Here is a 25,900-nt window from a genome sequence, read left to right as displayed (position 1 = left end):
CCCGAGCCGATGACGGCTCACGCACGTCTGAAAGGCGCTTCCTCCATGGATATCCTCCTCCTCGTCGTCCTGGCCGCGCTGCTGGTGTTCATGTTCATCAGCTCGCGCCGCCGCACCAAGAAGATGAAGGAGGAGCAGGAGCGCCGCCAGCTGCAGATGGTGCCCGGCGCGCGCATCATGACGCGCAGCGGCCTGTTCGGCACGATCGTCGCCTTCGACCCCGAGGACCTCACGAAGCCCGCCGAGGTCGAGATCGCGCCCGGCGTCGTGATCGAGGTGCACGCCCAGGCGATCGACCTCGCTCCCGAGACGGCCGTCGCGGAGACGGCCGACGAGGACGCTCCGGCGGACGAGGAGCCGGCCGACGCCGAGCAGGAGCTGCTCAACCTCAGCGGCGCCGACGTCGAGAAGCCCACGACCGACGACCGCACGCCGGACGCGGACGGCACGGGCTCGACCGAGCTCCCGGGCGACGACAAGCCCAAGAACTGACATCTCCCTGACCGGCCGGCCCGCGGAGAGCGGGGCGGTCGGCCGACCGGAAAGCTGACGTCCCGTGGCGACATCCTCACCGACGCGCAGAGCGCTGCGCACTCTCACCGGCCTCCTCGCCCTGACCGCGGTGCTCTTCGGCATCAACGCGCTCGGCGTGCACGTGTTCCAGAAGAGCTCGTGGGTCCCCGAGCTCGCGCTCGACCTCCAGGGCGGCACGCAGATCATCCTGGAGGCGCAGACCGACGGCGCGACCCCGACCGACGAGCAGATGCGCCAGGCGGTGACGATCATCCGCCAGCGCGTGGACGCATCCGGCGTCTCCGAGGCCGAGGTGACGACGCAGGGCGCGAGCAACATCGTCGTGCAGATCCCGGGCGTCGCCGACGACGCGACGCGCGAGCGCGTCCAGGCGAGCGCGCAGATGCAGCTGCGCAAGGTGCTGTACGCCAACCAGGCGTCCAACACGTTCGTGGGCGAGGACGGCGAGACGACGCCCTACCCGACGCCCGACCCGTCGCTTCCCGCCACGCCCACGGCCGAGCCGACCGCGGGCAACGACCCCGCGTGGATCACGCCGCGGCTCCAGGCGGAGTACCTCGCGTACGACTGCGCCCAGCCGAGCGACCCGGCCGCGGCGTCGCCCGATCAGCCGCTCATCGCGTGCGACGAGTCGGGCACGGCCAAGTACCTCCTCGGGCCGCTCGAGATGGACGGCTCGTCGATCACCGACGCGCAGGCGGTCGTGCAGCAGCAGAACGGCCAGTGGGCCGTGCAGCTGCGCTTCGACGCGGAGGGCACCGAGACCTTCGGCGAGGTCAGCCAGGCGCTCTACGGCCAGACCCAGCCGTACAACATGTTCGCGTTCGTGCTGGACGGGAAGGTCATCTCGGCGCCGACCATGGACGCCGTGATCACCGACGGGCGCCCGAGCATCTCGGGCCAGGGCATCACGCAGGAGACCGCGCAGACCCTCGCCGATCAGCTGAAGTTCGGCGCCCTGCCGATCAGCTTCGAGGTCGTCTCGTCCGACACGATCTCCGCGACGCTCGGCTCGCAGCAGCTGCAGATCGGCCTCATCGCCGGCCTCATCGGACTCGGGCTCGTCGCGCTGTACGTCGTCGCCATCAGCTACCGGGCGCTCGGCTTCGTGATCATCGCGTCGCTCGCCGTGATGGCGGTGCTCACCTACATCCTCCTCTGCATCCTCTCGTGGCGCCTCGGCTACCGCCTCTCGCTCGCGGGCGTCGCGGGCCTCATCGTGACGATCGGCTTCACCGCCGACTCGTTCATCGTCTACTTCGAGCGCATCCGAGACGAGCTGCGCGACGGGAAGACGATCACCGGGGCGGTCGAGGACGGCTGGGCGCGCGCGAAGCGCACGATCTACATCTCGAAGTCGATCAACATCCTCGCCGCCGTGGTGCTGTACATCCTCGCCGACGCGACCGTGAAGGGCTTCGCGTTCACCCTGGGGCTCACGACCGTCCTCGACGTGCTGATCTTCGTGATCTTCACGCACCCGGTCATGCAGCTGCTCGCGCGCACGCGCTTCTTCGGCGGCGGCCATCCGCTGTCCGGCCTCGACCCCGAGGCGCTCGGCGCCGTGTACCGCGGGCGCGCCCAGTTCCGCGAGCCCGTCGCCGTCGCGCCGCGCGCGCAGCGAGCGCGCGGGGAAGCGGAGCGACGCCAGACCATCGCGGAACGGAAGGAAGCCGAGCGCCTCGCAGCCGAGCGCGTCGGCAAGGAGGAGAACGTCTGATGCGCTCGATGGCACAGTGGGGCAACGACCTCTACACGGGCAAGGCGTCGGTTCCGTTCGTCGGCCGCCGCAGGACCTGGTTCATCCTCGCGATCGCGCTCATCGCGCTCTCGGTGCTCGCGCCGTTCGTGCGCGGCGTCGAGCTGTCGATCGAGTTCACCGGCGGGTCGCAGTACACCGTGTCGGCGCCGTCGAGCACCGACCAGTCGATCGCGACCGAGGCGGTGCACTCGGTCGTCCCGGACGCCGAGGCGAAGGTGACGGTCGTCGGCGGCGCCGACATCCGCGTGCAGACCTCGCAGATGTCGCAGGACGAGACGCGCGAGGTCTCCGCCGCCCTCGCCGAGGGGTACGGCGTCGATCAGGCCGAGGTGACCGACTCGTTCATCGGCCCGACCTGGGGCGCCGACGTGACCCGCCAGTCGCTGTGGGGTCTCGGCGTCTTCCTCCTGCTGACGTTCGTCATCCTGGCGATCTACTTCCGCACGTGGAAGATGTCCGTCGCGGCGATCATCGGCCTCGTCGACGTTCTCGTCATCACGATCGGGATCTACTCGCTCGCGGGCTTCGCGATCTCGCCCGCCGCCGTGATCGGCTTCCTGACGATCCTCGGCTACTCGCTGTACGACACGACCGTCGTGTTCGACAAGATCCGCGAGAACACCGCGGAGGACGGCGAGATCTCCGGCCGCACGTTCGGCGAGTCGGTGAACCTCGGCGTCAACCAGACCCTCATCCGCTCGATCAACACGTCGATCGTCGCCGCCCTGCCGGTGGCCGCGATCCTCTTCATCGGCGTGTTCTGGCTGGGCGCGGAGACCCTCTCCGACATCTCGCTGTCGATCTTCGTGGGCATCATCGTGGCCACGTACTCGACGCTGTTCGTGTCGGCCCCGCTGTACTCGCTCATGCGCGAGAAGGAGCCCGCCATCGCGCAGCGCGACGCGCGCGTGCTCGAGGCCCGGGCTTGACCGCGACCCCCGCACCGGCGCGCGTCCGGCCGGGCGTAGGATGATGTCCACGCCCGGCGGGCGCGGGAGGAGAGCGATGGCGGACAGCATCTCGAGCCCGACGAGCCTGCGCCGGCTCGTGCCGCGGATCTTCTCGAGGGCACCCCGCTACGCCGACCTCTCCAAGCTCCTCACCTCGGTGCGCGCGAACCACCCGCGCGGCGACATCGCGATCATCGAGCGCGCGTACCAGGTCGCGGCGGAGAAGCACCGGGGCCAGAAGCGCCAGAGCGGCGAGCCGTACATCACGCACCCGCTCGCGGTCGCCGAGATCCTCGCGGATCTCGGGCTCGGCCCGAAGGCGATCGCCGCGGCCCTGCTGCACGACACCGTCGAGGACACGGGGTACCCGCTCGAGGACCTCCGCGCCGAGTTCGGCGACGAGGTGGCGCTCCTCGTCGACGGCGTCACGAAGCTCGACAAGGTCAAGTACGGCGAGAGCGCCCAGGCCGAGACCGTCCGCAAGATGATCGTCGCGATGTCCAAGGACATCCGGGTGCTCGTCATCAAGCTCGCCGACCGCCTGCACAACGCGCGCACGTGGGGCTTCGTGCCCCCCGAGAAGGCGAAGAAGAAGGCGACGGAGACCCTCGAGATCTACGCGCCGCTCGCGCACCGACTAGGCATCCAGGCGATCAAGTCCGAGCTCGAGGACCTCTCCTTCGCCGTGCTGTACCCCAAGATCTACAACGAGATCGACAGCCTCGTGAAGCAGCGCACCCCGCAGCGCGAGCAGTACGTGCAGCGCGTCATCGACGACGTGAGCATCGACCTGCACGAGCTCCGGATCCGCGGGACCGTCGTCGGCCGTCCGAAGCAGCTCTACTCGGTGTACCAGAAGATGGTCGTGCGCGGACGCGAGTTCGACGACATCTACGACCTGATCGGCATCCGGGTGATCGTGAGCAGCGTGCGCGACTGCTACGCGGTGCTCGGCGCGATCCACGCGCGCTGGACGCCGCTTCCCGGGCGCTTCAAGGACTACATCGCGACCCCCAAGTTCAATCTCTACCGGTCCCTGCACACGACCGTGATCGGCCCGGGCGGGCGCACGGTCGAGATCCAGATCCGCACGCAGGAGATGCACCAGCAGGCGGAGTACGGCGTCGCCGCGCACTGGAAGTACAAGGAGCGGATGGCCTCGGGCCAGGTCGACGAGCGGCTGTCCGACACCGACATGGCCTGGGTCGCGCGCCTGAGCGACTGGCAGGCGGAGACGAAGGATCCGGGCGAGTTCCTCGACTCGCTGCGCTTCGAGATCGGCGCGAAGGAGGTCTACGTCTTCACGCCGAAGGGACGCGTGATCGGCCTGCCCGCGGGCGCGACCCCCGTCGACTTCGCCTACGCCGTGCACACCGAGATCGGCCATCGCACGATGGGCGCCAAGGTCAACGGACGTCTCGTGCCGCTGGACTCCCAGCTGAACTCGGGCGACATCGTCGAGGTCTTCACCTCGAAGAACCCCGACGCGGGCCCGAGCCAGGACTGGCTCGCGTTCGTCAAGAGCTCGCGCGCGCGCAACAAGATCCGCGGCTGGTTCACGAAGGAGCGCCGCGACGAGGCCATCGAGCAGGGTAAGGAGGCCATCGCGCGCGCGATGCGCCGCCACAACATGCCGCTGCAGAACCTCAAGGACTCGCTCGCAGAGGTCGCGCACCAGCTGCGCCTCGAGGACGTCTCCGCGCTCTACGCCGCGGTCGGCGAGGGGCACACCTCGACGCAGTCGGTGCTCGAGAAGGTCACCGCGCTGCACCAGACGGTCGAGCCCGCCACGGGTCCGCTCGACCTGCCGGCGACCGCGTCGCAGCGGAAGGTGCACGGCGGGGACTCCGGGGTCCTCGTGCGCGGAGCGGACGACATCCTCGTGAAGCTCGCGAAGTGCTGCACGCCCGTGCCCGGGGACGAGATCGTCGGCTTCATCACGCGCGGGCAGGGCGTCTCGGTGCACCGCGCGGACTGCACGAACGTCCGTGCGCTCAAGGACAACCCCGAGCGGATGATCGACGTCGAGTGGGCGCCGACGACCAAGAGCGTCTTCCTCGTGCAGATCCAGGTCGAGGCCCTCGACCGCGCAGGCCTCCTGTCCGACATCACGCGCGTGCTCAGCGAGCATCACGTCAACATCCTGTCGGCGAACGTGTCCACGACGCGCGAGCGCCTCGCGATCTCGCGGTACGTGTTCGAGATGGGCGACACGGTGCATCTCGATCGCGTGCTGAACGCCGTGCGCCGCATCGACGGCGTCTACGACGTCTACCGCGTGACGTCCTCCTGATCGGCCGCGCCCCGGCCGTCCGGTCCGAGCTCGTGGAGGAGGGCGACGGCCGCGACCGCGTGGGTGCGCCGAGGATGCGCGCGGAACCACGCGAGCGCCGCGCGCCGCGTGGACTCGTCGGCCGCGAGGCGCGCCACGGCATCGGCTGATCCGCGGTCTCGCGGATCGGGACGCGCGGCGTCCCGTGCCAGGTCGGCGAGGGTGCGCGCCGGCGTGGCGACCGCGGTGTCGCCGAGGAGCGCGACGTCGGCGGGGGAGAGCTCCTGGTCGTGGAAGCGGAGACGCCGATCGACGACGCGGGTGATGCGCCAGGGGACCGCGCGCTGCACGTCGAGCGGATCCGGCGGCTCGCCGGTCGCCCCGTGGATCCAGGCCGCCGCCATCCCGACGAACGCGCAGCTCGGCGACAGAAGCGGCGCGAGCGCCGCGGCCCGGACGAGCGGCGGGGTGGGCGCGTCCGCGGGCAGGAAGCCCTCCCCGAACGGGACGAGCTCGCCGTCGAGGCACGCCGCGCGCAGCTCCGCGACGCTGAAGCGCCGCCCGGGGAAGAGGACGGCGGTGCTCATGCGGGCCAGTGTCCCGCGCGCGTCGGGGGTCGCGTGGATGCCTGTGGACGACGAAGCGGCCCCCGTCCGGTGGACGAGGGCCGCTTGCGGAGCGCGGTCAGCCGCCGATCGCGCGCAGCCAGGCCTGTCGGGCCTCGAGCGCCTCCTTGGCGTCGGCGATCGCCTTGCGGTCGCCCTTCGCCTCGGCGGCGGCGAGCTCCTCCTGGAGCTTCTCGATCGCCTCGCGGAGCTGGCTGCCGAGGTCGTTGGCGCGGGCCTTCGTCTCGGGGTTGTTGCGCTTCCAGTCGAGGTCCTCGCGCTGCTTGAGCTCCTGCTCGATCTTGCGGAGCTGGTCGTCGAGCCCGCGCTCGACGTCGCGCGGGAAGATGCGGCCCACCTCGTCCCAGCGGCGCTGGATGCCCGTCAGGATGCGGCGCGCCTCGGTGAGGTCCTTCGTGTCCGGGACGACCTTCGCCTCCTCGAGCAGGGCCTTGCGCGCCTCGATGCGGGGAGCCGACTCGGCCTGCTCGGCGGCGTCGCGCTCGGCGCGCGCCTGGTACAGGGCGTCGCCGGCCGCCTTGAAGCGCGCCCACAGCGCGTCGTCGGCCTTGCGGCCTGCGCGGCCCGAGCGCTTCCACTCGTCGAGGAGCGTGCGGTAGGCGGGGATGCCCTCCTCGCCGCGCGGCGCGAGCGCCTCGGCCCGCTCGATGAGGCGGTTCTTCGCGTCCCGCGCGGCCTTGTGCACCTCGTCGAGCTCGGCGAAGAACGCGCGACGCTGACGCTCGACCGTCGAGCGGGCGTCGCGGAATCGCTTCCACAGCGCCTGCGCCTGCGCCTTGGGGAGGCGCGGCCCGTTCTGCTGGTGGTTCTGCCAGGCCGCGAAGAGGTCGGACAGCTCGGCCGTCGCCTGCTTCCACTGGACCGTCTTGGGATCGCGCGCCGCGAGGGCCTCGGCCTTCTCGACGATCGCGGTGCGCTCGACGATCGCGGCCTCGACGGCGGCGCGGGCGGCCGCGGCCTCCTCGGCCGTCGCCTCGGCGAGCGCCTCGATGAGCGTCGTCAGCCGCTTCTCGAGGCCGGCGAGGTCGCCCACGGCCGTCGCGCCGACGACGTCCTTCTGAAGGCGGGTGGCCTGACCGCGCAGGTCGCTCGCGGAGGCGCCGCCGCGCGTGTGGCGCTGCTCGAGGGTCGCGACCTTGAACTCGAGGTCGGCGAACTTGCGCACGAAGTAGTCGAGCGCCTCCTGCGGCGTGCCGTCGGGGAACTCGCCGACGACGCGCCACTGGTCGCCCTCGCGGACGGACACGACGCCGTTCTCGGTCACCCGGCCCCAGGTCTCCTCGACGACGACGGCGCCGGGCTCGGTCGGCTCGGCGGACGGCGCAGGAGCCGGAGGACCCGGACGCGGCGACGGAACGGGGGCGGGCGCCTCGGCGGCGGGCGCGGGCTCGGCCTCGGCCGGGGTCTCGTCCGTCGGAACGGGTGCGTCCTCGGCGGGCGTCTCGTCGGCGGGAGCCGCCGGGCTCGCGGCGTCATCGCCGTCGGGGGCGGGGACCTCGCCGGCCTCGACGACGGCGCTGTCGGCGATGGCCTTCTCCGTGAGCGCGTCCGCGTCGGCGGTCGTCGCTTCGACGTCGGCCGCGACGGCCGCCTCCTCGGGCGTGGAGTCGGTCTGGGGGGTGTGCTCGGGAATCGACACAGGAATCTCCTTGCGCGGGCATCCGCGGGAGGGGAACAGGACGCGCCCCAGCCTAGTACGGGGCGTGGCCGCGGTCTGCGGCGGACGTCATTCCGCTGCGGGCGTCTCCGAGGGTGCGGGCGTCGTGGCCGCGGGCGTCTCGAGCGGCGCCGGGACGGTGGTTCCGGTCGGCGACGGCGTGGGGGTCGGCTCCGGTGCGCCGGGGCCGACGGAGTAGAACAGCGCCTGCGCCGCGATGGCGCCCGCGATGACGACGGCGGCGGCGCTCAGGGCGATGACGTTGTCGCGTCGACGTCGGGCGACCTGCGTCTCGTGGAGACGCCTGCGGGCCTCGTACAGACGCGCGCGCTCACGCGCCTCGCGCTCGGCACGGTTCTTCCCGTTGGCCAACGGATTCTCCTTCGTTCACGGTCTGAGCCGGGCAAGAGACTACGCCGCCGTCCCGCGGGCTCCCAAACCCGTGCCGTGTCGCCCTGGCCCAGGCCGGTGTCGGCGGTCCGGACTAGCCTGGAACGATGACCTCCGCCTCCGCGCTCTTCCAGGGGCAGACGCCGCTCGCCGTGCGCATGCGCCCGACGTCGCTGAGCGAGGTCGCCGGCCAGGCGCACCTGCTGCGGCCGGGCTCGCCGATCGTCGCCCTCGCCGATCCGAACGCGACCAAGCCCGGCACCGTCTCGGTCATCCTCTGGGGGCCTCCCGGCACGGGGAAGACGACGCTCGCGCAGGCCATCGCGCGCTCGTCGGGCCGCCGCTTCGTCGAGCTGTCGGCGATCACCGCGGGCGTGAAGGATGTGCGCGAGGTCATGCAGGAGGCGCTCAATCAGCGCGACCTGTACGGGCAGTCGACCATCCTCTTCCTCGACGAGATCCACCGGTTCACGAAGGCGCAGCAGGACGCGCTCCTCCCTGGCGTCGAGAACGGCTGGGTCATCCTCATCGCGGCGACCACCGAGAACCCGTCGTTCTCGGTGATCTCGCCGCTGCTGTCGCGCTCGCTCCTCCTCACGCTCCAGCCGCTCACCGACGACGACCTCGGCTCGCTCATCGACCGCGCCGTGTCCGATGCGCGCGGACTCGCCGACGCGGTCGTGCTGGCGCCCGAGGCGCGCGCCGCGCTCATCCAGCTCGCGTCGGGCGACGCGCGACGGGCGCTCACGGCGCTCGAGGCGAGCGCGGGGGTCGCCGCGTCGGAGGCGGCGGACGACCGCGCGACGGCAGAGGAGCGAGACGCCGACGTCCGGCCCCTGATCACCGCCGACCACGTGTCCCAGGCCGTCGACCGCGCGCTCCTGCGGTACGACCGCCAGGGCGACGAGCACTACGACGTCATCAGCGCGTTCATCAAGTCGATCAGGGGCTCCGACCCCGACGCCGCCGTGCACTACCTCGCGCGGATGATCGAGGCGGGGGAGGATCCGCGCTTCATCGCGCGCCGCCTCGTCGTCCACGCCGCGGAGGACATCGGTCTCGCCGACCCGCAGGCGCTCCAGATCGCGGTCGCCGCGGCCGACGCGGTCGCCTTCATCGGCATGCCGGAGGGGCGCATCCCGCTCGCCGAGGCGACGATCTACCTCGCGACCGCGGCGAAGTCGAACGCCGCGTACCGTGCGATCAGCTCGGCGATCGCGGATGTGAAGGCCGGGCGGATGGGGCCCGTGCCGAAGCACCTCCGTGACGCGCACTACGCGGGGGCGAAGCGCCTCGGGCACGGCAAGGGCTACCTCTATCCGCACGACAGCGACGTCGGCGTCGTGCCGCAGCAGTACCTGCCGGATGAGCTCGTCGGCACGCGCTACTACGAGCCGACGAACCACGGCGGCGAGCGCGAGGTGTCGGCACGGCTCGAGCGCATCCGCCGCATCCTCGAGGGCTGATCGCCGAGCGGCGTCGCCGGCGCGGTCTGATAAGCTGAGTCGGCTCGAAATCCGGGCACATCCCTCTTCGCATTCCTCCGGGCAGTCCGGCGTACGCCCACAACGGGAGAAGAGCGATGTACGTCCGTGTGTCCGCGACAGTCGCGGCCACGTGAAAGGAAACCATGGTCACCAAGTCCCAGGACCGCCGCAAGGTCCGCCTCTCGCGCGCGCTCGGCGTCGCGCTCACCCCGAAGGCCGCGCGCTACCTCGAGAAGCGCCCCTACGGCCCCGGCCAGCACGGCCGCACCAAGCGCAAGGCCGACAGCGACTACGCCGTCCGCCTGCGTGAGAAGCAGCGTCTGCGCGAGCAGTACGGCATCCGCGAGAAGCAGCTGCGCATCGCGTTCAACGAGGCCCGTCGCCAGGACGGCCTGACGGGTGAGAACCTCGTCGAGCTCCTCGAGATGCGCCTCGACGCCCTCGTGCTGCGTTCGGGCTTCGCCCGCACGACGGCGCAGGCTCGCCAGTTCGTGGTGCACCGCCACATCCTCGTCGACGGCAAGATCGTCGACCGTCCCTCGTTCCGCGTGAAGCCGGGCCAGACCATCGAGGTCAAGGCCAAGAGCGAGGCGCTGGAGCCCTTCCAGGTCGCAGCGGCCGGCGGTCACGCCGAGGTCCTGCCCCCGGTCCCGGGCTACATCGAGGTCGAGCTCGACAAGCTCCAGGCGAAGCTCGTGCGTCGTCCGAAGCGCGTCGAGGTGCCCGTCACCTGCGACGTGCAGCTCGTCGTCGAGTACTACGCGGCGCGCTGATCGCGCATCGCGACGCGCGTCGGGAGGGCGTCGGGGCTTCGGCCCCGGCGCCCTCTCGCTTTCGCGCTCCCTTTCGGAACTAGGATGGGAGGACGCCGCGCCGCACGCGCGGCGCCGACGGACGCGACGGGCGCGAGGACGGATGACATGAAGAAGCTGCTGTGGTTCCTGCTCGGCATCGGGGGCGGCCTCGTCGTCGCGCACCTCATGAACAAGGACCCCCGCGGCCACGAGCTCCTCGCGGCGATCGACGCGCGCATCGACGAGTTCACCGAGCGCATGTCGGATGCCTACAACGCGGAGGCAGCCCGCCGCGGCGCCGCCGTCGACGCCTGACCCTCGACGTTCCCGCGGCCGCCCGATCGGCGGCCGCTTTCGCACGTACAGCAAGGACGAATCCCCACCTCATGAAGACCGCGGAGATCGCGCAGCGCTACCTCGACTACTTCGAGAAGAACGACCACACCATCGTGCCCTCGGCGTCGCTCGTGAGCGACGACCCGTCGATCATGTTCACGATCGCGGGCATGGTGCCGTTCATCCCGTACCTGACGGGAGTGGTGCCGGCACCGTACCCGCGCGCGGCCGATGTGCAGAAGTGCATCCGGACGAACGACATCGAGGAGGTCGGCAAGACCGCCCGCCACGGCACGTTCTTCCAGATGCTCGGCAACTGGTCGTTCGGCGACTACTTCAAGGAGGGCGCGATCGCGTACGCGTGGGAGCTCCTCACGACGAGCGAGGCGGATGGCGGGCTCGGGTTCGCCGAGCGCGACCTGTGGGTCACGGTGTACGAGGACGACGACGAGGCCGCCGCGCTGTGGCGGAAGGTCGCCGGCATCCCCGCGGAGCGCATCCAGCGACTCGGGCGCGCGGACAACTTCTGGACGACCGGCCAGCCGGGACCGGCCGGACCGTGCTCGGAGATCTACGTCGACCGGGGCCCCGCCTACGGCCGCGACGGCGGGCCCGCGGTCGACGACAGCCGCTTCCTCGAGATCTGGAACCTCGTGTTCATGCAGAACGCGATCGAGAACGTGCGGTCCAAGACCGAGTTCGACATCGTCGGCGAGCTGCCGAAGAAGAACATCGACACGGGCATGGGCCTCGAGCGCGTCGCGTTCCTCAAGCAGGGCGTCGAGAACATGTACGAGACCGACCAGGTGCGTCCCGTGCTCGACCGCGCGGTCGAGCTCTCCGGCCGCCGCTACGGGGTCGACCACGGCGACGACGTGCGCTTCCGCGTGATCGCCGACCACGTCCGCTCGTCGCTCATGCTCCTCAGCGACGGCGTCACGCCGTCGAACGAGGGCCGGGGCTACATCCTGCGCCGGCTCATGCGGCGCACGGTCCGCTCGATGCGCCTGCTCGGCGTCGAGGAGGCCACCTTCCCCGCGCTCTTCGAGGCGTCGCGCGACGCCATGAAGGCCGGCTACCCCGAGGTCGAGTCCGACTGGCAGCGGATCTCGTCGTACGCCTTCGCCGAGGAGGAGACCTTCCTGCGCACGCTCACGGCGGGCTCGACCATCCTCGACACGGCCGTGTCGAAGACGAAGGCGGCCGGCGGCACGACGCTCGCGGGCCCCGAGGCGTTCCTCCTGCACGACACCTACGGCTTCCCGATCGACCTCACCCTCGAGATCGCCGAGGAGGCCGGACTCGGCGTCGACCGCGACGCCTTCGACGCGCTCATGCAGGAGCAGAAGCAGCGCGCGAAGGCCGACGCCCGCTCCCGCAAGCGCGCGATCGCCGACGTCGGCGTGTACCGCGAGTTCCGCGCGCTCGGCGAGACCCAGTTCACGGGGTACACCGATCTCGAGACCGAGTCGACCGTGCTCGGCGTGCTCGTCGACGGCCTCAGCGTGCCGCAGGCGCTCGAGGGGCAGATCGCCGAGGTCATCCTCGCGGAGACCTCGCTGTACGCCGAGTCGGGCGGACAGGTCGCCGACAAGGGCACGATCGTGGGCCCGGGCTTCGAGCTCGAGGTGCTCGACGTCCAGCGCCCGGTCGCGGGCCTCGTGAGCCACACGGTCGAGGTCACGCGCGGCGAGGTCGGCGTCGGCCAGCCCGCGACGACGGTCGTCGACGCGGCGAACCGCCGCGCCGCGACGCAGGCGCACTCCGCGACGCACCTCGTGCACGCCGCGCTGCGCGACACGCTCGGCAAGGGCGCGACGCAGGCCGGCTCGCTCAACCGCGCGGGATACCTCCGCTTCGACTTCACATGGGGTCAGGCGCTGAGCCCCGCCACGCGGAGCGAGATCGAGGAGATCGCCAACAACGCCGTGCGGGACAACCTCGAGGTGACCACGCGCGTGCTGTCGCTGGACGAGGCGAAGGCCGCGGGCGCGATGGCGCTGTTCGGCGAGAAGTACGGCGAGAAGGTCCGGATGGTCGACATCGGCGGACCGTGGTCGCGCGAGCTCTGCGGCGGCACGCACGTGTCGACGTCGGCGGAGGTGGGGCTCATCAGCATCACGGGCGAGTCCTCGGTCGGCGCGTCCAACCGCCGGGTCGAGGCCCTGGTCGGGCTCGACGCTTTCCGCGAGCTGACCGCCGAGCGCGCTCTCGTGAACGAGCTCACGGCCGCCCTCAAGACGCCGAAGGAGCAGCTGCCGGCGCGGGTCTCCGAGCTCGCCGCCGCCCTCAAGGCGGCTGAGAAGCGGATCGCCCAGTTCGAGGCGAAGGCCCTCGCCGAGCGCGTGCCGGCCCTCGCGGACGCCGCGGTGCGCACGGGCGCCTACCGGGTCGTCGCGGAGTCCCTCGGATCGGTCGGCTCGCCCGACGACGTGCGCGCCCTCGTGACACAGGTGCGCGACCGGCTCGGGGCGGATGCGGCCGTGGTGGCCCTCGGCGCCGAGGTGTCGGGACGGCCCGTCGTCATCGTCGCGACCAACGAGGCTGCCCGGAGCGCCGGCGCGAAGGCCGGAGCGCTCGCGAAGGCCGCAGCCGCCGCTCTCGGCGGCGGCGGAGGCGGGCGCGACGACATGGCGCAGGGCGGCGGCGCCGACGCGACCGCCCTGCCGGCCGCGCTCGACGCGGTGCGCGCGGGTCTCGCTGCATGACCGGGTTCCGCCGGGGCGTCCGCCTCGGCGTCGACGTGGGGAAGGCGCGCGTCGGCGTCGCGCGGTGCGACCCCGACGGGATGCTCGCCGTGCCGGTCGAGACCGTGCCGCGCGACGACCGCTCGATCGCGCGGCTCGTCGAGCTCGCGGCCGAGCACGAGCCGGTCGAGATCGTCGTCGGGCTCCCGCTCAACATGCGCGGCGACGACACGCCCTCGACGCAGGATGCACGGGACTTCGCCGCCGAGCTCGCGACCGCGCAGGCGGCGCCCGTGCGCATGGTCGACGAGCGGCTCAGCACCGTGAGCGCTCACACGGCGCTGCGGCAGTCCGGCCGATCCCAGAAGGGGTCGCGTAGCATTGTCGACCAGGTCGCCGCGGTCGTGCTGCTGCAGCACGCGGTCGACACGGAGAAGCAGACGGGGGTCGCCCCCGGGATCGCCGTCCGCACCGGTTTGGAGTAGACATCCGCATGCCCGATTCCCCCGATCCCCGCGCCGAGCGCGCCCTCACCCGGCGCGAGCGCCGTGAGCGCGAGCTCGCGGCGGAGGCGCGGCGCAAGCTGCCCAGCGCCGCGGCGCACGACGTCGCGGGCGCCGCCGCGCCCCTCGCCGCTCCGGCCCCCGAACGGCAGGCGGCGGAGCCCGCACCCGAGGACCGGCGTCCGGCCGGCCTCGAGGACCTGTTCGCCCCCGAGCACGCGGAGCGCCCGGCGAAGCGCAGGGGAAGCCGGCTCGGCTGCCTCATCTCCGCGCTCATCGTCCTCCTCCTGCTCGGCGGCGTCGTCGCGGGCGGTCTGTGGGTCTGGAGCGCATACGGCGAGCGCATCGCGTCGGTGATGGGATGGGACGGCCCGCACGACTACGAGGAGGGGCAGGCGACCGGCGAGGCGCTCGTCACGATCTCCGAGGGCGACACCGGAGAGGCCATCTCGGAGACGCTGCACGAGGCCGGCGTCACGCTCGAGAGCGACTCCTTCTACCGCCACCTCATCGAGACCGGCGACGAGACGACCTTCCAGCCCGGCGTGTACCAGCTGCAGAGGAAGATGACCTCGGCTGCCGCGCTCGAGGCTCTGAACGACCCCGCGACGCGCCTCGAGAACACGGTGCTCATCACGGAGGGCAGCTTCGCCGCCGACGCGCTCGAGAACATCGCGGAGGTCACCGACATCCCGCTCGAGGAGCTCCAGGCCGCGGCGGAGGACTACACGCGGTTCGGCATCCCCGAAGAGGCGCCGAGCATCGAGGGATACCTGTTCCCCGCGACGTACACGTTCGATCCCGACGCGACCGCGGACGACGTCATCCGCGTGCTCGTGGACGAGATGTTCGAGCGCCTCGACGCACAGGGCGTCGCGCCCGAGAACCGCTTCGAGATCCTCACGATGGCCGCGCTCGTGCAGCGCGAGGCCGGCGGCGAGGACGACATGCCCAAGATCGCGCGCGTGTTCTACAACCGCGTCGAGCAGGGCATGCTCCTGCAGTCCGACGCGACGGTCGCCTACGGCGCCGACAGCACCCACACCGTCTGGACGACCGACGAGCAGCGCGCCGACGCGTCGAACCCGTACAACACGTACGTGCACGAGGGGCTGCCCGCAGGACCCATCGGCCTCCCCGGCGAGGCCGCGATCGCCGCGGCCATCTCGCCCGCGGACGGGGACTGGCTGTACTTCGTGCCGGTCGACCTCGCCACCGGCGAGACCGTGTTCTCGAGCACCCTCGCCGAGCACGAGGCCGCCGTGGCACGCCTCCAGGAGTGGTGCAGGGCGAGCGAGGAGAACTCGACCTACTGTGAGTGAGATCCGTCTCGAGGTCTGGGGCGACCCGATCGCGCACAGCCGCTCGCCGCAGCTCCACGGGGCCGCGTACCGCGTGCTCGGGCTCGACTGGGTCTTCGAGCGGCGGCGGGTCTCCCGCGACGCGTTCGACGCCGCTCTCGCGGAGCGCGCATGGCGCGGTCTCGCCGTGACGATGCCGCTCAAGGAGCAGGCGCACCGCGCGGCGGCGTGGCGCGGGCGACGCGCCGAGCTCACGGGCGCCGTCAACACGCTGTTCTTCGGCACGCCGTCACCCGACCTGCCGGGCATCGCGCAGTGGGACGGCGAGGGCCCGCTCGGGTTCAACACCGACGTCGGCGGGATCGTTCGCGCGCTCGACGAGCTCGGCATCAGGCGGCTCGAGACCGCGCGCATCGCGGGGGCGGGAGCGACCGCGTCCTCCGCGCTCGTCGCGGTGGGGGAGATGGGCGCGCGTCGCGTCGACGTCGTCGCCCGCAGCGCCGAGCGCGCGGCGCCGCTCGTGGCGATCGGCGAGCGCGCGGGGATCGACGTGCGGGTGTCGTCGTTCGACCATCCGCACGCGCCGGCCGACCTCACGATCGCGACGCTCCCCGGCGGGGCGGAGCTGCCCGGTGCGCAGGCCGACCGCCTCGCGGCGGCCGGAGGGCCGCTCTTCGACGTGGCGTACGCGCCGTGGCCGTCGGCGCTCGCCCGACGCTGGGCGGACGGCGATGCGCACTCGGGTCTCGGGATGCTGCTGCACCAGGCCGTTCTGCAGGTGCGGATCTTCACGACGGGCGACCCCGAGGCGCCCCTCGACCGCGAGGACGAGGTCGTGGCCGCGATGCGCTCCGCGCTCATGGGAGACTAGTGGCCATGCTCCGCGTGCTGACCGCCGGCGAATCGCACGGCCCCGAACTCATCGCCATCATGGAGGGACTGCCCGCAGGCGTCCCCGTCACGGCCTCCGCCATCCAGGAAGACCTGCAGCGCCGCAAGCTGGGCTACGGGCGCGGATCGCGCATGAAGTTCGAGCAGGACGAGCTGTCGATCTCGGGCGGCATCCGCCACGGCCTCAGCATGGGCAGCCCGATCGCCCTGCGCATCGGCAACACCGAGTGGCCGAAGTGGACCGAGGTGATGAGCGCGGAGCCCGTCGAGCTCACCGAGAAGTCGCGCGGCCGCGGTGCCCCGCTCACCCGCCCGCGCCCCGGACACGCCGACCTCGTGGGCATGCAGAAGTACGGCTTCGACGAGGCACGGCCGATCCTCGAGCGCGCGAGCGCCCGCGAGACCGCCGCCCGCGTCGCACTCGGCGCCGTGGCGCGGTGCTTCCTCGGCGAGCTGGGCATCCGCCTCGTGAGCCACACGCTGTCGATCGGCCCCGTGCGCGTGCCGGAGGACGCGCCGCTCCCCGCGCCCGACGACGTCGCAGCGCTCGACGCGGATCCGCTGCGCTGCTTCGACGCGGACACGAGCGCGCGGATGGTCGCCGAGGTCGATGCCGCCAAGAAGGACGGCGACACGCTCGGCGGCATCGTCGAGGTGCTCGCGTACGGCCTGCCCCCGGGGCTCGGCTCGCACGTGCACTGGGACCGCCGCCTCGACGCGAAGCTCGCGCAGGCGCTCATGAGCATCCAGGCGATCAAGGGCGTCGAGGTCGGCGACGGCTTCGAGACCACCCGGCGCCGCGGGTCGCAGGCGCACGACGAGCTGTTCGCCGGCGACGACGGCATCGTGCGCGGCTCCGACCGCGCGGGCGGCACCGAGGGCGGGATGTCCACGGGCACGATCCTGCGCGTGCGGGCCGGCATGAAGCCGATCGCGACCGTGCCGCACGCGCTCCGGACGATCGACGTCGCGACCGGCGACACCGCGTCGGCGCATCACCAGCGCTCCGACGTCTGCGCCGTGCCGGCCGCCGGCGTCGTCGCCGAGGCGATGACGGCGATCGTGCTGGCCGAGGCCGTGCTCGAGAAGTTCGGCGGCGACTCGGTCGCCGAGACGCGCCGCAACCTCGAGGCCTACCTCGCCGCGATCCCCGAGACGCAGCGCACGGCCGCCCTCGCGCATGACGCCGTCCTCTGACGGCCACGCGGCAGGCGCGATCGTCTTCGTCGGCCCGATGGGCGCCGGCAAGTCGAGCCTCGGCAAGCGCGTCGCGCGCGCGCTCGGTCTCCCGTTCACCGACACCGACACCGCGATCGTGCGCGCGCACGGCCCGATCGCCGAGCTCTTCGCGCGCGAGGGCGAGGCGCGGTTCCGCGAGATCGAGCGCGAGGCCGTGCGCACGGCCCTCGAGGGGGGCGGCGTCGTCGCGCTCGGGGGAGGCGCCGTCCTCTCCGCCGAGACGCGCGAGCGCCTGCGTGCGCACCGCGTCGTGCTCCTGACGGTCGACGAGACCGCGATCGCCCACCGCATCCGGGGGCACAAGCGCCCGCTGCTCAACGGCGACGTCGATCCGGTGGCCGAGTGGACGCGCATCCGCGCCGAGCGCGAGCCCCTGTACGCCGAGGTGGCGGACGCCGTGTTCGACACGTCGCGCGGCCCGACCCAGCGCACGGTCGAGCGGATCGTGGCGTGGCTGCGCGGCGACGAGCCGGCCGACGACGAGACGACAGCGCGCGCGGCGCGCACGGAGGAGGAGTCATGAGCGACACCGTGATCAGCGTGGCCGGCACGCCAGGGTACGACGTCATCGTCGGCAGCGGGGTGCTCGCGCGCCTCGGCGAGGTGCTCCCGCCGGCTGCGAAGAAGGTGCTCGTCGTGCACCAGCCCTCGCTCGGGGCGCGCGCGGAGGAGCTGCGCGAGAGCCTCATGGGCGACACGGGGCGCGAGGTCCTCCTCGCCGAGGTTCCCGACGCCGAGCAGGCCAAGCGCGTCGAGGTCGCCGCGTTCTGCTGGCAGATCATGGGCCAGGCCGACTTCACGCGCACGGACGCGGTCGTCGGGCTCGGCGGCGGCGCCGTGACCGACCTCGCGGGCTTCGTCGCGGCGACGTGGCTGCGCGGCGTCGACGTCGTGCAGATCCCCACGACCGTCCTCGGCATGGTCGATGCGGCCGTCGGCGGCAAGACCGGCATCAACACCGCGGAGGGCAAGAACCTCGTCGGGGCGTTCTGGGCGCCCCGCGCCGTGCTGTGCGACCTCGACCTCCTCGCGACCCTGCCGCAGAACGAGGCCGTCGCGGGATTCGCCGAGGTCGTGAAGGCCGGCTTCATCCGGTACCCGGAGATCCTCGACATCGTCGAGGCCGATCCAGCCCGTGCGACCGACCCGTCGACCCCCGAGTTCCGCCGCTGCATCGAGCTCGCGATCCGGATGAAGGCCGACGTCGTGGGCGAGGACTTCCGCGAGTCGGGCGTGCGCGAGACGCTCAACTACGGCCACACCCTCGGCCACGCGATCGAGCACGCGGAGCGCTACCGCTGGCGGCACGGCGCGGCCGTCTCGATCGGCATGATGTACGCCGCCGAGCTGTCGCGACTCGCCGGCCGGCTCTCGGATGCGGCCGTCGACCGCCACCGCGCCATCCTCACCGCGCTCGGACTGCCCACGACGTACCGGATGGGCGCGTGGACGCAGCTGCTGGCCACCATGCAGCGCGACAAGAAGGCGCGCGCGGGCATGCTGCGGTTCGTGCTCCTCGACGACATCGGGAAGCCGACGGTCGCGCAGGCGCCCGACGAGTCGCTCCTCTTCGCGGCATACCAGGAGATCGGCGAGGAGGACGCGGGTCGCATCCTCCAGGCCGGCCGACCCCGTGACTAGGATGGCCCAACAGCACCCGAGAGTCCCTCTCGTCACCCAGAAGGAAGGCGTCGCGATGATGCAGCTCCGCTCCCGTGCGATCACCGCACTGCTCGTCACCGGCACGGCCGGCCTCGCCCTCGCAGGATGCGCCTCCGGCGCCGGCGAGGAGCCGGCCGAGGAGGGCGGCGTCTCCCTCGTCGAGCCCGGCACGTTCACCGTCTGCTCCGACATCCCCTACGAGCCGTTCGAGTTCATCGACGACAACGGCGACACCGTGGGCTTCGACATCGACATCGCCAACGAGATCGCGGCCGACCTGGACGCCGAGCTCGAGGTGATCGTCGACTCGTTCGAGTCCATCCAGTCGGGCCTGTCGTTCGACAAGTGCGACGCGGCGATCTCCTCGATCTCGATCACCGAGGAGCGCAAGGGCAACATGGACTTCTCCGAGCCCTACATGGACGACGACCTCACGCTCATCGCGAGCGCGGACTCCGGCATCACCGACCTCGAGTCGGCGGTCGGCAAGCAGGTCGGCGTGCAGTCGGGGACGACGGGCGAGGCGTACGCGCATGAGAACGGCATCTCGCCGATCGGCTTCGAGAACGCCGGCCTCCAGCTCGAGGCGCTCAAGGCCGGGACGGTCGACGCCGTGCTCGGGAACGTCTCGGTCCTCGCATACGGCGTGAAGGACGAGGAGGGCTTCGAGCGCGTGGCCGACTTCGAGACCGGCGAGAAGCTCGGCATCGCGGTCGAGAAGGGCGACACGGCGCTGCTCGAGGTCGTGAACGGCACCCTGCAGCGCCTGACCGAGTCCGGCGAGCTCGACGAGCTCAAGGCGACCTGGTTCGGCGAGGGCTCCTAGGCGGGGCGCCCGATGGCACTCACCGCACGCCAGCGCGCGCGGACGGCGCAGTACGCGCAGGCCGGGGTCTTCGTCGCGCTGATCGTCGTCCTGGCGATCGTCATCGACTGGCCGCGGATCCTCGACTCGTTCTTCGACTTCCCGGCCGTCGCGGGGATGTTCCCCGGGATCATCCTCGTCGGGCTCAAGAACACGATCGTCTACACGATCGTGTCCTTCGCGCTCGGCCTCGCGCTCGGGATGCTCCTGGCGCTCATGAAGCTGTCGTCGTTCGCGCCGTACCGCTGGATCGCGACCGCGTACATCGAGTTCTTCCGCGGCATCCCCGCGCTGCTCGTGTTCATCGCCTTCGGGTTCGGCGTGCCGGCCGCGTTCCCGGGGACGCGCTGGCCGACGATCCTCGTCGTGATGCTCTCGCTCGGGATCGTCGCCGCCGCGTACATCGCGGAGACGCTCAGGGCGGGCCTGCAGGCCGTGCCGCGCGGCCAGTACGAGGCCGCGCGGTCGCTCGGGATGCCCGGATGGCGCGCGATGCTCACGATCGTCATCCCGCAGGCGTTCCGGATGGTGCTGCCCCCGCTGACGAACGAGTTCATCCTCGTCACGAAGGACACGTCGCTCATCTACGTGATCGGCCTCGCCGCCGAGAGCTTCGAGCTCACCAAGCTCGGCCGCGACGGCATCCTGCAGTACGGCGCCGGCATCACCCCGCTCGTCGTCGCGGGCGCCATGTACCTCATCATCACGCTGCCGCTCAGCCAGCTGTCGCGGCGCTTCGAGTCGCGCTCGGCGCGGACCAGGCGATAGACGTCGGAGGACGAGACATGACCGGCACATCCGAGAACGCCGCGCAGTTCGGCGTCGTGATCCGCGGCCTGCGGAAGTCGTACGGCTCGAACGAGGTGCTCAAGGGCATCGACCTCGAGGTCGCTCCCGGGGAGGTCGTGTGCCTCATCGGGCCGTCGGGCTCGGGCAAGTCGACGCTGCTGCGCTGCGTCAACCTCCTCGAGGAGCCGACCGGCGGCGCGATCGAGGTCGGCGGCCGCGAGGTCACCGACCCCGACCTCGACATCGACGAGCTGCGCCGCCACGTGGGGATGGTGTTCCAGCAGTTCAACCTCTTCCCGCACCTCACGGTGCTCGAGAACTGCACGGTCGCGCAGCTCAAGGTCCTGCGGCGGCCGAAGGCGGAGGCCGAGCGCATCGCGCAGGCCAACCTCGACCGCGTGGGGCTGGGCGCCCTCGCGGGACGGTACCCCGACCAGCTGTCGGGCGGCCAGCAGCAGCGCGTCGCGATCGCGCGGTCGCTCTCGATGGACCCCCACCTCATGCTGTTCGACGAGCCGACATCGGCGCTCGATCCCGAGACGGTCGGCGACGTGCTCGCGATCATGCGGCAGCTGGCCGACGACGGCATGACGATGCTCGTGGTCACCCACGAGATGGAGTTCGCGCGGGTCGTCGCGGACCGCGTCGTCTTCATGGACGGCGGCGTCGTCGTGGAGGAGGGCCCGGCGGCGCAGGTGATCGGCAACCCGCAGACCCCGCGCATGCAGGACTTCCTGAAGCGGGTCATCCATCCGACGCACGTCGATCTGAACTAGGATCTTCTCTCGGCCCGTCCGCGGGCCCTGAGTTCTCTCGACGAATCCACACGAACGGATCACTTACGCACATGGCATCCACCGCAGACATCAAGAACGGCGTCGTCCTCGCCATCGACGGACAGCTCTGGAGCGTGGTGGAGTTCCAGCACGTCAAGCCCGGCAAGGGCGGCGCGTTCGTGCGCACCAAGCTGAAGAACGTCGTGTCCGGCAAGGTGGTCGACCGCACGTTCAACGCGGGCGCCAAGGTCGACATCCAGAACGTCGACCGCCGCGACTTCACGTACCTCTACAACGACGGCGACTCGTTCGTCTTCATGGACGCGACGGACTACGACCAGATCAACGTGCCGGCCGCTGTCGTCGGCGACGCGTCGAACTACCTGCTCGAGAACCAGCTCGTCACGATCGCGCTGCACGACGGCCAGCCGCTGTACCTCGACATGCCGGCGTCGGTCGTGCTCGAGATCACGTACACCGAGCCCGGCCTGCAGGGCGACCGCTCGTCGGCCGGCACGAAGCCCGCGACCGTCGAGACGGGCGCGGAGATCCAGGTCCCGCTGTTCCTCGAGACCGGCACGAAGGTCAAGGTCGACACCCGCACGGGCGACTACCTCGGCCGCGTGAACTGAAGCCGCGCGAGTGAGCGCACGCACCAAGGCGCGCAAGCGCGCCCTCGACATCCTCTTCTCCTCGGACGTCCGCGGCGACGCCCTCGAGGTGACGCTCGCCGCGGAGGCGAAGCGCGCGGCGGGGGAGCCCGCCCGACAGGCGTCGTGGCTGTACGCGCGCGACATCGTCGACGGCGTGATCGACCACCGCGACGAGATCGACGAGCAGATCACGACGCACAGCCGCGACTGGAGGCTCGAGCGCATGCCCGCGGTCGACCGGGCGCTGCTGCGCATCGGCACGTGGGAGATCCTCTTCAACGACGAGGTCCCGACGGCCGTCGCGATCGACGAGGCCGTGGAGCTCGCCAAGGAGCTCTCCACCGAGGAGTCCGGCGCCTTCGTGCACGGCGTCCTCGCGCGCATCGCGCGCTCGAACTGACCTCGGTCCGCTCCGCGTGCCCGCGCCGTACGTCCCCGTCGACGCCATCCGCAGGATGGCGGACGACGGAGCGTACGCGCGCGGGCTCGCGTACTTCCAGGAGGGCGCGGTCGAGCACGCGCGGTGGATGACCGACGGCGTCACCCTGACCGCGCGCGTCGCCGGATCGTCGGCGCGCAGCTACACCGTGCGGGTGCGGTTCGACGCGCGGACGTCGGCGATCGTCGCATCGCAGTGCAGCTGCCCCCTGCGCAGCCGCTGCAAGCACGTCGTCGCGGCGCTGCTCGCGGGCAACGCGCAGCAGCGGAACGCCGCGCAGGGGCGGCGCCCCGACGGAGCCGGCGCCTCGTGGCGCAGCCTCGTGACGCCCGCCGAGACCGCGGCGGCGCCCGACACGGTCCCGCTCGCGCTCGGGGTCGAGCTCCGGCACCGGCCAGCGCGCTCGGCGGGCGGATGGCAGGCGCGGCGCGCCGAGGCCGCGCATCCGCGTCAGCTCGAGCGCGGCACGGCCGGCGAGCTGTTCGTGGGGCTGCGGCCTCTCCTGCGCAGCGACCGCTCGGGCGCGTGGATCAAGGGCGACGCGTCGTGGGACGCGGTCCGACGCCCCGGCAGCCGATTCCCGCACGCGCAGTCGCGCTGGTTCGCCGAGCTCTACAGCATCGCGCGCGACGTGTTCCGGCTCGACGCGTTCGGCGATGGATCGGAGTGGCTCACGCTCGACTCGATCCCGTCCGCCCTGCTCTGGACGCACCTGCGCGCGGCCGACGGCCTCGGCATCCCCCTCGTGCCGACGCAGAAGCTCCTCGACGTGCGGCTCGCGCGGTCGGCGTCCGCGCGGGTGCGCATCGACGAGGCGGACGACGGCGCGCTGAGCGTGCGGGCGGAGATCGAGATCGACGGCGCGCCGGTCGACCTCGCCTCGGTCCGCCCTGTCGCGCGCTCGGGCGTCTACGCGTTCGCTTCTGAGGGCGGACGCATCTCCCTCACGCTCGCACCGGTCGCACTGGCCGATCCGGTCGCCCTCCTCATCGGCGCGCAGGGCGAGCTCGACGTGCCGGCCGAGGATGCGGAGGAGTTCGTCCGCGACGCCCTGCCCGTGATCGCGCGCCGGGTCGAGGTGCGCGCTCCCGAGGGCATCGAGGTGCCGGAGCGGCCGGCTCCGCAGGCGGTGATCGCCGTGACGTTCCATCCCGGCGACCGCACGACGTATGCGCTGTCGTGCGCCTACGCGGGGCTCGCGCGCCATCCGCTGGGCGAGCCGGGCGGCCCGGCCTCGCCGGACCCGGATCGGGACGGCGCGGCCGAGGCGGCGCTCGCGGAGCGCATCGCGCGCGCGTGGGAGGGCGCTGCCGACGTGCCGTTCGCCCCGTCGGGCGAGCTGCGCGACGTCGACGCGGCGGAGTTCTCGGAGCGCATCCTGCCCGCGCTCGAGGCGGAGGGCGTCCGCGTCGAGACGAGCGGCTCGCGGCGGCGGTACCGCGAGCTCGCCGGCGTGCCCGAGATCTCGGTCTCGACCGTCGAGAGCACCGACGCCGACTGGTTCGATCTCGGCGTCGTCGTGACCATCGACGGCCGCCGCATCCCGTTCGCCCCGCTCTTCACCGCGATCAGCCAGCGCCGCAAGAAGCTGCTGCTCGCCGACGGCGACTACTTCTCGCTCGCGCACCCGGCGCTGCAGCGGCTCCGCGATCTCGTGGACGAGGCCGCGACACTGTCGGAGTGGGAGGCCGGACCGCGCATCAGCCGCTATCAGACGGCGCTCTGGGCGGACTTCGAGGACCTCGCAGACGAGTCCGCGCCGGCGGCGTCGTGGCGCGCGACGGCCGAGGGCCTGCGCGACATCGACCGGATCGAGCCGACCCCGCCGCCTGCGGGGCTCGCGGCACGTCTGCGGCCCTACCAGCAGGCGGGTCTCGACTGGCTCGCGTTCCTGTGGCGGCATCGCCTGGGCGGGATCCTCGCCGACGACATGGGGCTGGGCAAGACGATCCAGATGCTCGCGCTCATCCTGCACACGCGCGAGGCGGGGGAGCGGCGCCCGTTCCTCGTCGTCGCGCCCACGTCCGTCACCGCGACCTGGCGCGACGAGGCGGCGCGCTTCGCGCCATCGCTGCGCGTCCACCGGATCGACGCGACGCGCACCAAGCGGTCGGGCACGCTCGCCGACGCCGCGGCCGAGGCCGACATCGTCGTGACGTCGTATGCGCTGCTGCGGCTCGACGCGGCGGAGTACGCGGGGGTCGAATGGGCGGGCCTCATCCTCGACGAGGCGCAGTTCGCGAAGAACCCGCAGACGGGCGTGCACCGGGCAGCGGCCGACCTCCGAGCCGACGTGACGTTCGCCGTGACGGGCACCCCGCTCGAGAACGGGCTCTCCGAGCTCTGGGCGCTCCTCTCGCTCGCGGCCCCCGGGCTGTTCCCCTCGGCACGGCGGTTCCGCGAGGAGTACATCGGGCCGATCGAGAAGGGGAAGGTCCCCGAGAACCAGGAGGGCGCCGACTACCGCGAGCGCCGCCTCGCCCGCCTGCGCCGCCGCATCCGCCCCCTCATGCTCCGGCGCACGAAGGAGCTCGTCGCGGACGACCTGCCGCCCAAGCAGGAGCAGAGGCTTCACGTCGAGCTGAGCGCCGCGCACCGCGAGGTGTACGACACCGTGCTGCAGCGCGAGCGCCAGAAGGTGCTCGGGCTGCTCGACGACCTCGACCGCAATCGCTTCATCGTGTTCCGGTCGCTCACCCTCCTGCGCCTGCTGAGCCTCGCGCCCGAGCTCGTCGATCCCGCGCACGCGCACATCCCCTCGAGCAAGCTCGACGCGCTCGTCGAGCAGCTGTCCGAGGTCATCGCCGAGGGGCACAGGGCGCTCGTCTTCAGCCAGTTCACGTCGTACCTCGACATCGTCGCCGCGCGACTCGATCGCGAGGGCATCGCGCACGCGCACCTCGACGGCTCGACCCGCGACCGTCCCGCCGTCGTGGAGTCCTTCCGCTCGGGCGACGCGCCGGTCTTCCTCATCAGCCTCAAGGCCGGCGGGTTCGGGCTCACGCTCACGGAAGCCGACTACGTGTATCTCCTCGACCCCTGGTGGAACCCCGCGGCCGAGGCGCAGGCCGTCGACCGCGCGCATCGCATCGGGCAGACCAAGCAGGTGATGGTCTACCGGATGATCGCGGCCGACACGATCGAGGAGAAGGTCATGGCCCTGCAGGAGCGCAAGGCGCGCCTGTTCTCGGCGGTCATGGACGACGACGCGCTCTTCTCGCAGGCGCTCACGGCCGACGACATCCGCGGCCTGCTCGAGCCCTGACGCGCACCCGGTAGACTGGAGC

The 25,900-nt window shown here is 72.0% G+C and carries 23 protein-coding genes; 20 read left to right on the top strand and 3 right to left on the bottom strand.

The genetic code is table 11. The features are described from left to right. Nucleotides 1-45 precede the first annotated feature (45 nt). The 4 genes from GC092_RS08610 (at nucleotide 46) to GC092_RS08595 (ending at nucleotide 5,539) form a co-directional block, all read left to right on the top strand. Nucleotides 46-492 carry a preprotein translocase subunit YajC gene (locus GC092_RS08610; RefSeq protein WP_271171767.1) on the top strand — a complete coding sequence of 149 codons (447 nt, stop codon included), beginning with the start codon at nucleotides 46-48 and terminating at the stop codon, nucleotides 490-492. A gap of 64 nt (nucleotides 493-556) precedes the next feature. Then, nucleotides 557-2,254 carry a protein translocase subunit SecD gene (gene secD, locus GC092_RS08605; RefSeq protein ID WP_324011368.1) on the top strand — a complete coding sequence of 566 codons (1,698 nt, stop codon included), beginning with the start codon at nucleotides 557-559 and terminating at the stop codon, nucleotides 2,252-2,254. Beyond that, the gene (secF, locus tag GC092_RS08600) at nucleotides 2,254-3,225 is read left to right on the top strand and encodes a protein translocase subunit SecF (protein ID WP_271171769.1); all 972 of its coding nucleotides are present in this window, start codon (nucleotides 2,254-2,256) and stop codon (nucleotides 3,223-3,225) included. Before secD ends, secF begins: the two co-directional genes overlap by 1 nt. 43 nt (nucleotides 3,226-3,268) lie before the next feature. Continuing rightward, nucleotides 3,269-5,539: a RelA/SpoT family protein gene (locus GC092_RS08595; RefSeq protein ID WP_374727728.1), complete on the top strand. Its 2,271-nt coding sequence runs from the start codon at nucleotides 3,269-3,271 to the stop codon at nucleotides 5,537-5,539. Here GC092_RS08595 and GC092_RS08590 read toward each other — a convergent pair. The 3 genes from GC092_RS08590 to GC092_RS08580 form a co-directional block, all read right to left on the bottom strand. After that, nucleotides 5,518-6,105 carry an SAM-dependent methyltransferase gene (locus GC092_RS08590; RefSeq protein ID WP_324011367.1) on the bottom strand — a complete coding sequence of 196 codons (588 nt, stop codon included), beginning with the start codon at nucleotides 6,103-6,105 and terminating at the stop codon, nucleotides 5,518-5,520. The two genes, GC092_RS08595 and GC092_RS08590, sit on opposite strands and share 22 nt — an antisense overlap. Before the next feature lie 97 nt (nucleotides 6,106-6,202). Further along, nucleotides 6,203-7,783, bottom strand: coding sequence for a DUF349 domain-containing protein (locus GC092_RS08585; protein ID WP_324011366.1), 1,581 nt, complete (start codon nucleotides 7,781-7,783; stop codon nucleotides 6,203-6,205). Nucleotides 7,784-7,870: 87 nt separating this feature from the next. Next, nucleotides 7,871-8,173, bottom strand: coding sequence for a dioxygenase (locus GC092_RS08580; protein ID WP_324011365.1), 303 nt, complete (start codon nucleotides 8,171-8,173; stop codon nucleotides 7,871-7,873). Between the two features lie 125 nt (nucleotides 8,174-8,298). Between GC092_RS08580 and GC092_RS08575 the strand changes: the two genes are divergently transcribed. From GC092_RS08575 to GC092_RS08500, 16 genes are all read left to right on the top strand, one after another. Next, nucleotides 8,299-9,657 carry a replication-associated recombination protein A gene (locus tag GC092_RS08575; RefSeq protein ID WP_324011364.1) on the top strand — a complete coding sequence of 453 codons (1,359 nt, stop codon included), beginning with the start codon at nucleotides 8,299-8,301 and terminating at the stop codon, nucleotides 9,655-9,657. A gap of 164 nt (nucleotides 9,658-9,821) precedes the next feature. Continuing rightward, nucleotides 9,822-10,451, top strand: a complete 630-nt coding sequence (rpsD, locus tag GC092_RS08570; protein WP_271171775.1) for a 30S ribosomal protein S4 — start codon at nucleotides 9,822-9,824, stop codon at nucleotides 10,449-10,451. Between the two features lie 147 nt (nucleotides 10,452-10,598). After that, nucleotides 10,599-10,787 carry a hypothetical protein gene (locus GC092_RS08565; protein ID WP_271171776.1) on the top strand — a complete coding sequence of 63 codons (189 nt, stop codon included), beginning with the start codon at nucleotides 10,599-10,601 and terminating at the stop codon, nucleotides 10,785-10,787. Nucleotides 10,788-10,858: 71 nt separating this feature from the next. Then, on the top strand, nucleotides 10,859-13,516 hold the full coding sequence (gene alaS / locus GC092_RS08560) for an alanine--tRNA ligase (protein ID WP_324011363.1): 2,658 nt from the start codon (nucleotides 10,859-10,861) through the stop codon (nucleotides 13,514-13,516). After that, complete coding sequence (ruvX, locus tag GC092_RS08555; RefSeq protein WP_324011362.1) at nucleotides 13,513-13,980, top strand: Holliday junction resolvase RuvX; 468 nt, start codon at nucleotides 13,513-13,515, stop codon at nucleotides 13,978-13,980. The genes alaS and ruvX overlap by 4 nt, the downstream gene beginning before the upstream one ends. An 8-nt stretch (nucleotides 13,981-13,988) precedes the next feature. Continuing rightward, entirely contained in the window at nucleotides 13,989-15,320 is a 1,332-nt protein-coding gene (gene mltG / locus GC092_RS08550) for an endolytic transglycosylase MltG (protein WP_324011360.1), read from the top strand. Then, on the top strand, nucleotides 15,313-16,170 hold the full coding sequence (locus tag GC092_RS08545; RefSeq protein ID WP_282977671.1) for a shikimate dehydrogenase family protein: 858 nt from the start codon (nucleotides 15,313-15,315) through the stop codon (nucleotides 16,168-16,170). Before mltG ends, GC092_RS08545 begins: the two co-directional genes overlap by 8 nt. Nucleotides 16,171-16,175: 5 nt before the next feature. After that, entirely contained in the window at nucleotides 16,176-17,387 is a 1,212-nt protein-coding gene (gene aroC, locus GC092_RS08540; protein WP_282977672.1) for a chorismate synthase, read from the top strand. Beyond that, nucleotides 17,371-17,952 (top strand): shikimate kinase, encoded by a 582-nt coding sequence (locus GC092_RS08535; protein ID WP_324011354.1) that lies wholly within the window; start codon nucleotides 17,371-17,373, stop codon nucleotides 17,950-17,952. Before aroC ends, GC092_RS08535 begins: the two co-directional genes overlap by 17 nt. After that, nucleotides 17,949-19,070, top strand: a complete 1,122-nt coding sequence (gene aroB, locus GC092_RS08530; protein WP_324011353.1) for a 3-dehydroquinate synthase — start codon at nucleotides 17,949-17,951, stop codon at nucleotides 19,068-19,070. Before GC092_RS08535 ends, aroB begins: the two co-directional genes overlap by 4 nt. Before the next feature lie 55 nt (nucleotides 19,071-19,125). Then, entirely contained in the window at nucleotides 19,126-19,917 is a 792-nt protein-coding gene (locus tag GC092_RS08525) for an ABC transporter substrate-binding protein (protein ID WP_324011351.1), read from the top strand. A gap of 12 nt (nucleotides 19,918-19,929) precedes the next feature. Then, nucleotides 19,930-20,724 (top strand): amino acid ABC transporter permease, encoded by a 795-nt coding sequence (locus GC092_RS08520; protein ID WP_324011349.1) that lies wholly within the window; start codon nucleotides 19,930-19,932, stop codon nucleotides 20,722-20,724. Nucleotides 20,725-20,741: 17 nt separating this feature from the next. Beyond that, nucleotides 20,742-21,521, top strand: a complete 780-nt coding sequence (locus GC092_RS08515) for an amino acid ABC transporter ATP-binding protein (RefSeq protein ID WP_324011348.1) — start codon at nucleotides 20,742-20,744, stop codon at nucleotides 21,519-21,521. A gap of 71 nt (nucleotides 21,522-21,592) precedes the next feature. Beyond that, nucleotides 21,593-22,153 carry an elongation factor P gene (gene efp / locus GC092_RS08510; RefSeq protein ID WP_271171786.1) on the top strand — a complete coding sequence of 187 codons (561 nt, stop codon included), beginning with the start codon at nucleotides 21,593-21,595 and terminating at the stop codon, nucleotides 22,151-22,153. A gap of 10 nt (nucleotides 22,154-22,163) precedes the next feature. Then, nucleotides 22,164-22,574, top strand: coding sequence for a transcription antitermination factor NusB (gene nusB, locus GC092_RS08505; RefSeq protein ID WP_271171787.1), 411 nt, complete (start codon nucleotides 22,164-22,166; stop codon nucleotides 22,572-22,574). A gap of 16 nt (nucleotides 22,575-22,590) precedes the next feature. Beyond that, nucleotides 22,591-25,878 (top strand): DEAD/DEAH box helicase, encoded by a 3,288-nt coding sequence (locus tag GC092_RS08500; protein ID WP_324011346.1) that lies wholly within the window; start codon nucleotides 22,591-22,593, stop codon nucleotides 25,876-25,878. The last annotated feature ends 22 nt before the right edge of the window (nucleotides 25,879-25,900 follow it).

The sequence above is a fragment of the Microbacterium sp. JZ37 genome (assembly GCF_035188445.1).
Taxonomy (GTDB): Bacteria; Actinomycetota; Actinomycetes; order Actinomycetales; family Microbacteriaceae; genus Microbacterium; species Microbacterium barkeri.
The sequence above is the reverse complement of the archived record's forward strand: the minus strand, read 5'-3'. Positions and strand labels throughout refer to the sequence as shown.

Excerpts from the sequence above, each read along its gene's own strand:
- GC092_RS08610 (WP_271171767.1), top strand. The coding sequence starts at position 46 with ATGGATATCCTCCTCCTCGTCGTCCTGGCCGCGCTGCTGGTGTTCATG.
- secF (WP_271171769.1), top strand. The coding sequence starts at position 2,254 with ATGCGCTCGATGGCACAGTGGGGCAACGACCTCTACACGGGCAAGGCG.
- GC092_RS08595 (WP_374727728.1), top strand. The coding sequence starts at position 3,269 with ATGTCCACGCCCGGCGGGCGCGGGAGGAGAGCGATGGCGGACAGCATC.
- GC092_RS08590 (WP_324011367.1), bottom strand. The coding sequence starts at position 6,105 with ATGAGCACCGCCGTCCTCTTCCCCGGGCGGCGCTTCAGCGTCGCGGAG.
- GC092_RS08575 (WP_324011364.1), top strand. The coding sequence starts at position 8,299 with ATGACCTCCGCCTCCGCGCTCTTCCAGGGGCAGACGCCGCTCGCCGTG.
- rpsD (WP_271171775.1), top strand. The coding sequence starts at position 9,822 with ATGGTCACCAAGTCCCAGGACCGCCGCAAGGTCCGCCTCTCGCGCGCG.
- GC092_RS08565 (WP_271171776.1), top strand. The coding sequence starts at position 10,599 with ATGAAGAAGCTGCTGTGGTTCCTGCTCGGCATCGGGGGCGGCCTCGTC.
- alaS (WP_324011363.1), top strand. The coding sequence starts at position 10,859 with ATGAAGACCGCGGAGATCGCGCAGCGCTACCTCGACTACTTCGAGAAG.
- ruvX (WP_324011362.1), top strand. The coding sequence starts at position 13,513 with ATGACCGGGTTCCGCCGGGGCGTCCGCCTCGGCGTCGACGTGGGGAAG.
- mltG (WP_324011360.1), top strand. The coding sequence starts at position 13,989 with ATGCCCGATTCCCCCGATCCCCGCGCCGAGCGCGCCCTCACCCGGCGC.
- aroC (WP_282977672.1), top strand. The coding sequence starts at position 16,176 with ATGCTCCGCGTGCTGACCGCCGGCGAATCGCACGGCCCCGAACTCATC.
- GC092_RS08535 (WP_324011354.1), top strand. The coding sequence starts at position 17,371 with ATGACGCCGTCCTCTGACGGCCACGCGGCAGGCGCGATCGTCTTCGTC.
- aroB (WP_324011353.1), top strand. The coding sequence starts at position 17,949 with ATGAGCGACACCGTGATCAGCGTGGCCGGCACGCCAGGGTACGACGTC.
- GC092_RS08525 (WP_324011351.1), top strand. The coding sequence starts at position 19,126 with ATGATGCAGCTCCGCTCCCGTGCGATCACCGCACTGCTCGTCACCGGC.
- GC092_RS08520 (WP_324011349.1), top strand. The coding sequence starts at position 19,930 with ATGGCACTCACCGCACGCCAGCGCGCGCGGACGGCGCAGTACGCGCAG.
- GC092_RS08515 (WP_324011348.1), top strand. The coding sequence starts at position 20,742 with ATGACCGGCACATCCGAGAACGCCGCGCAGTTCGGCGTCGTGATCCGC.
- efp (WP_271171786.1), top strand. The coding sequence starts at position 21,593 with ATGGCATCCACCGCAGACATCAAGAACGGCGTCGTCCTCGCCATCGAC.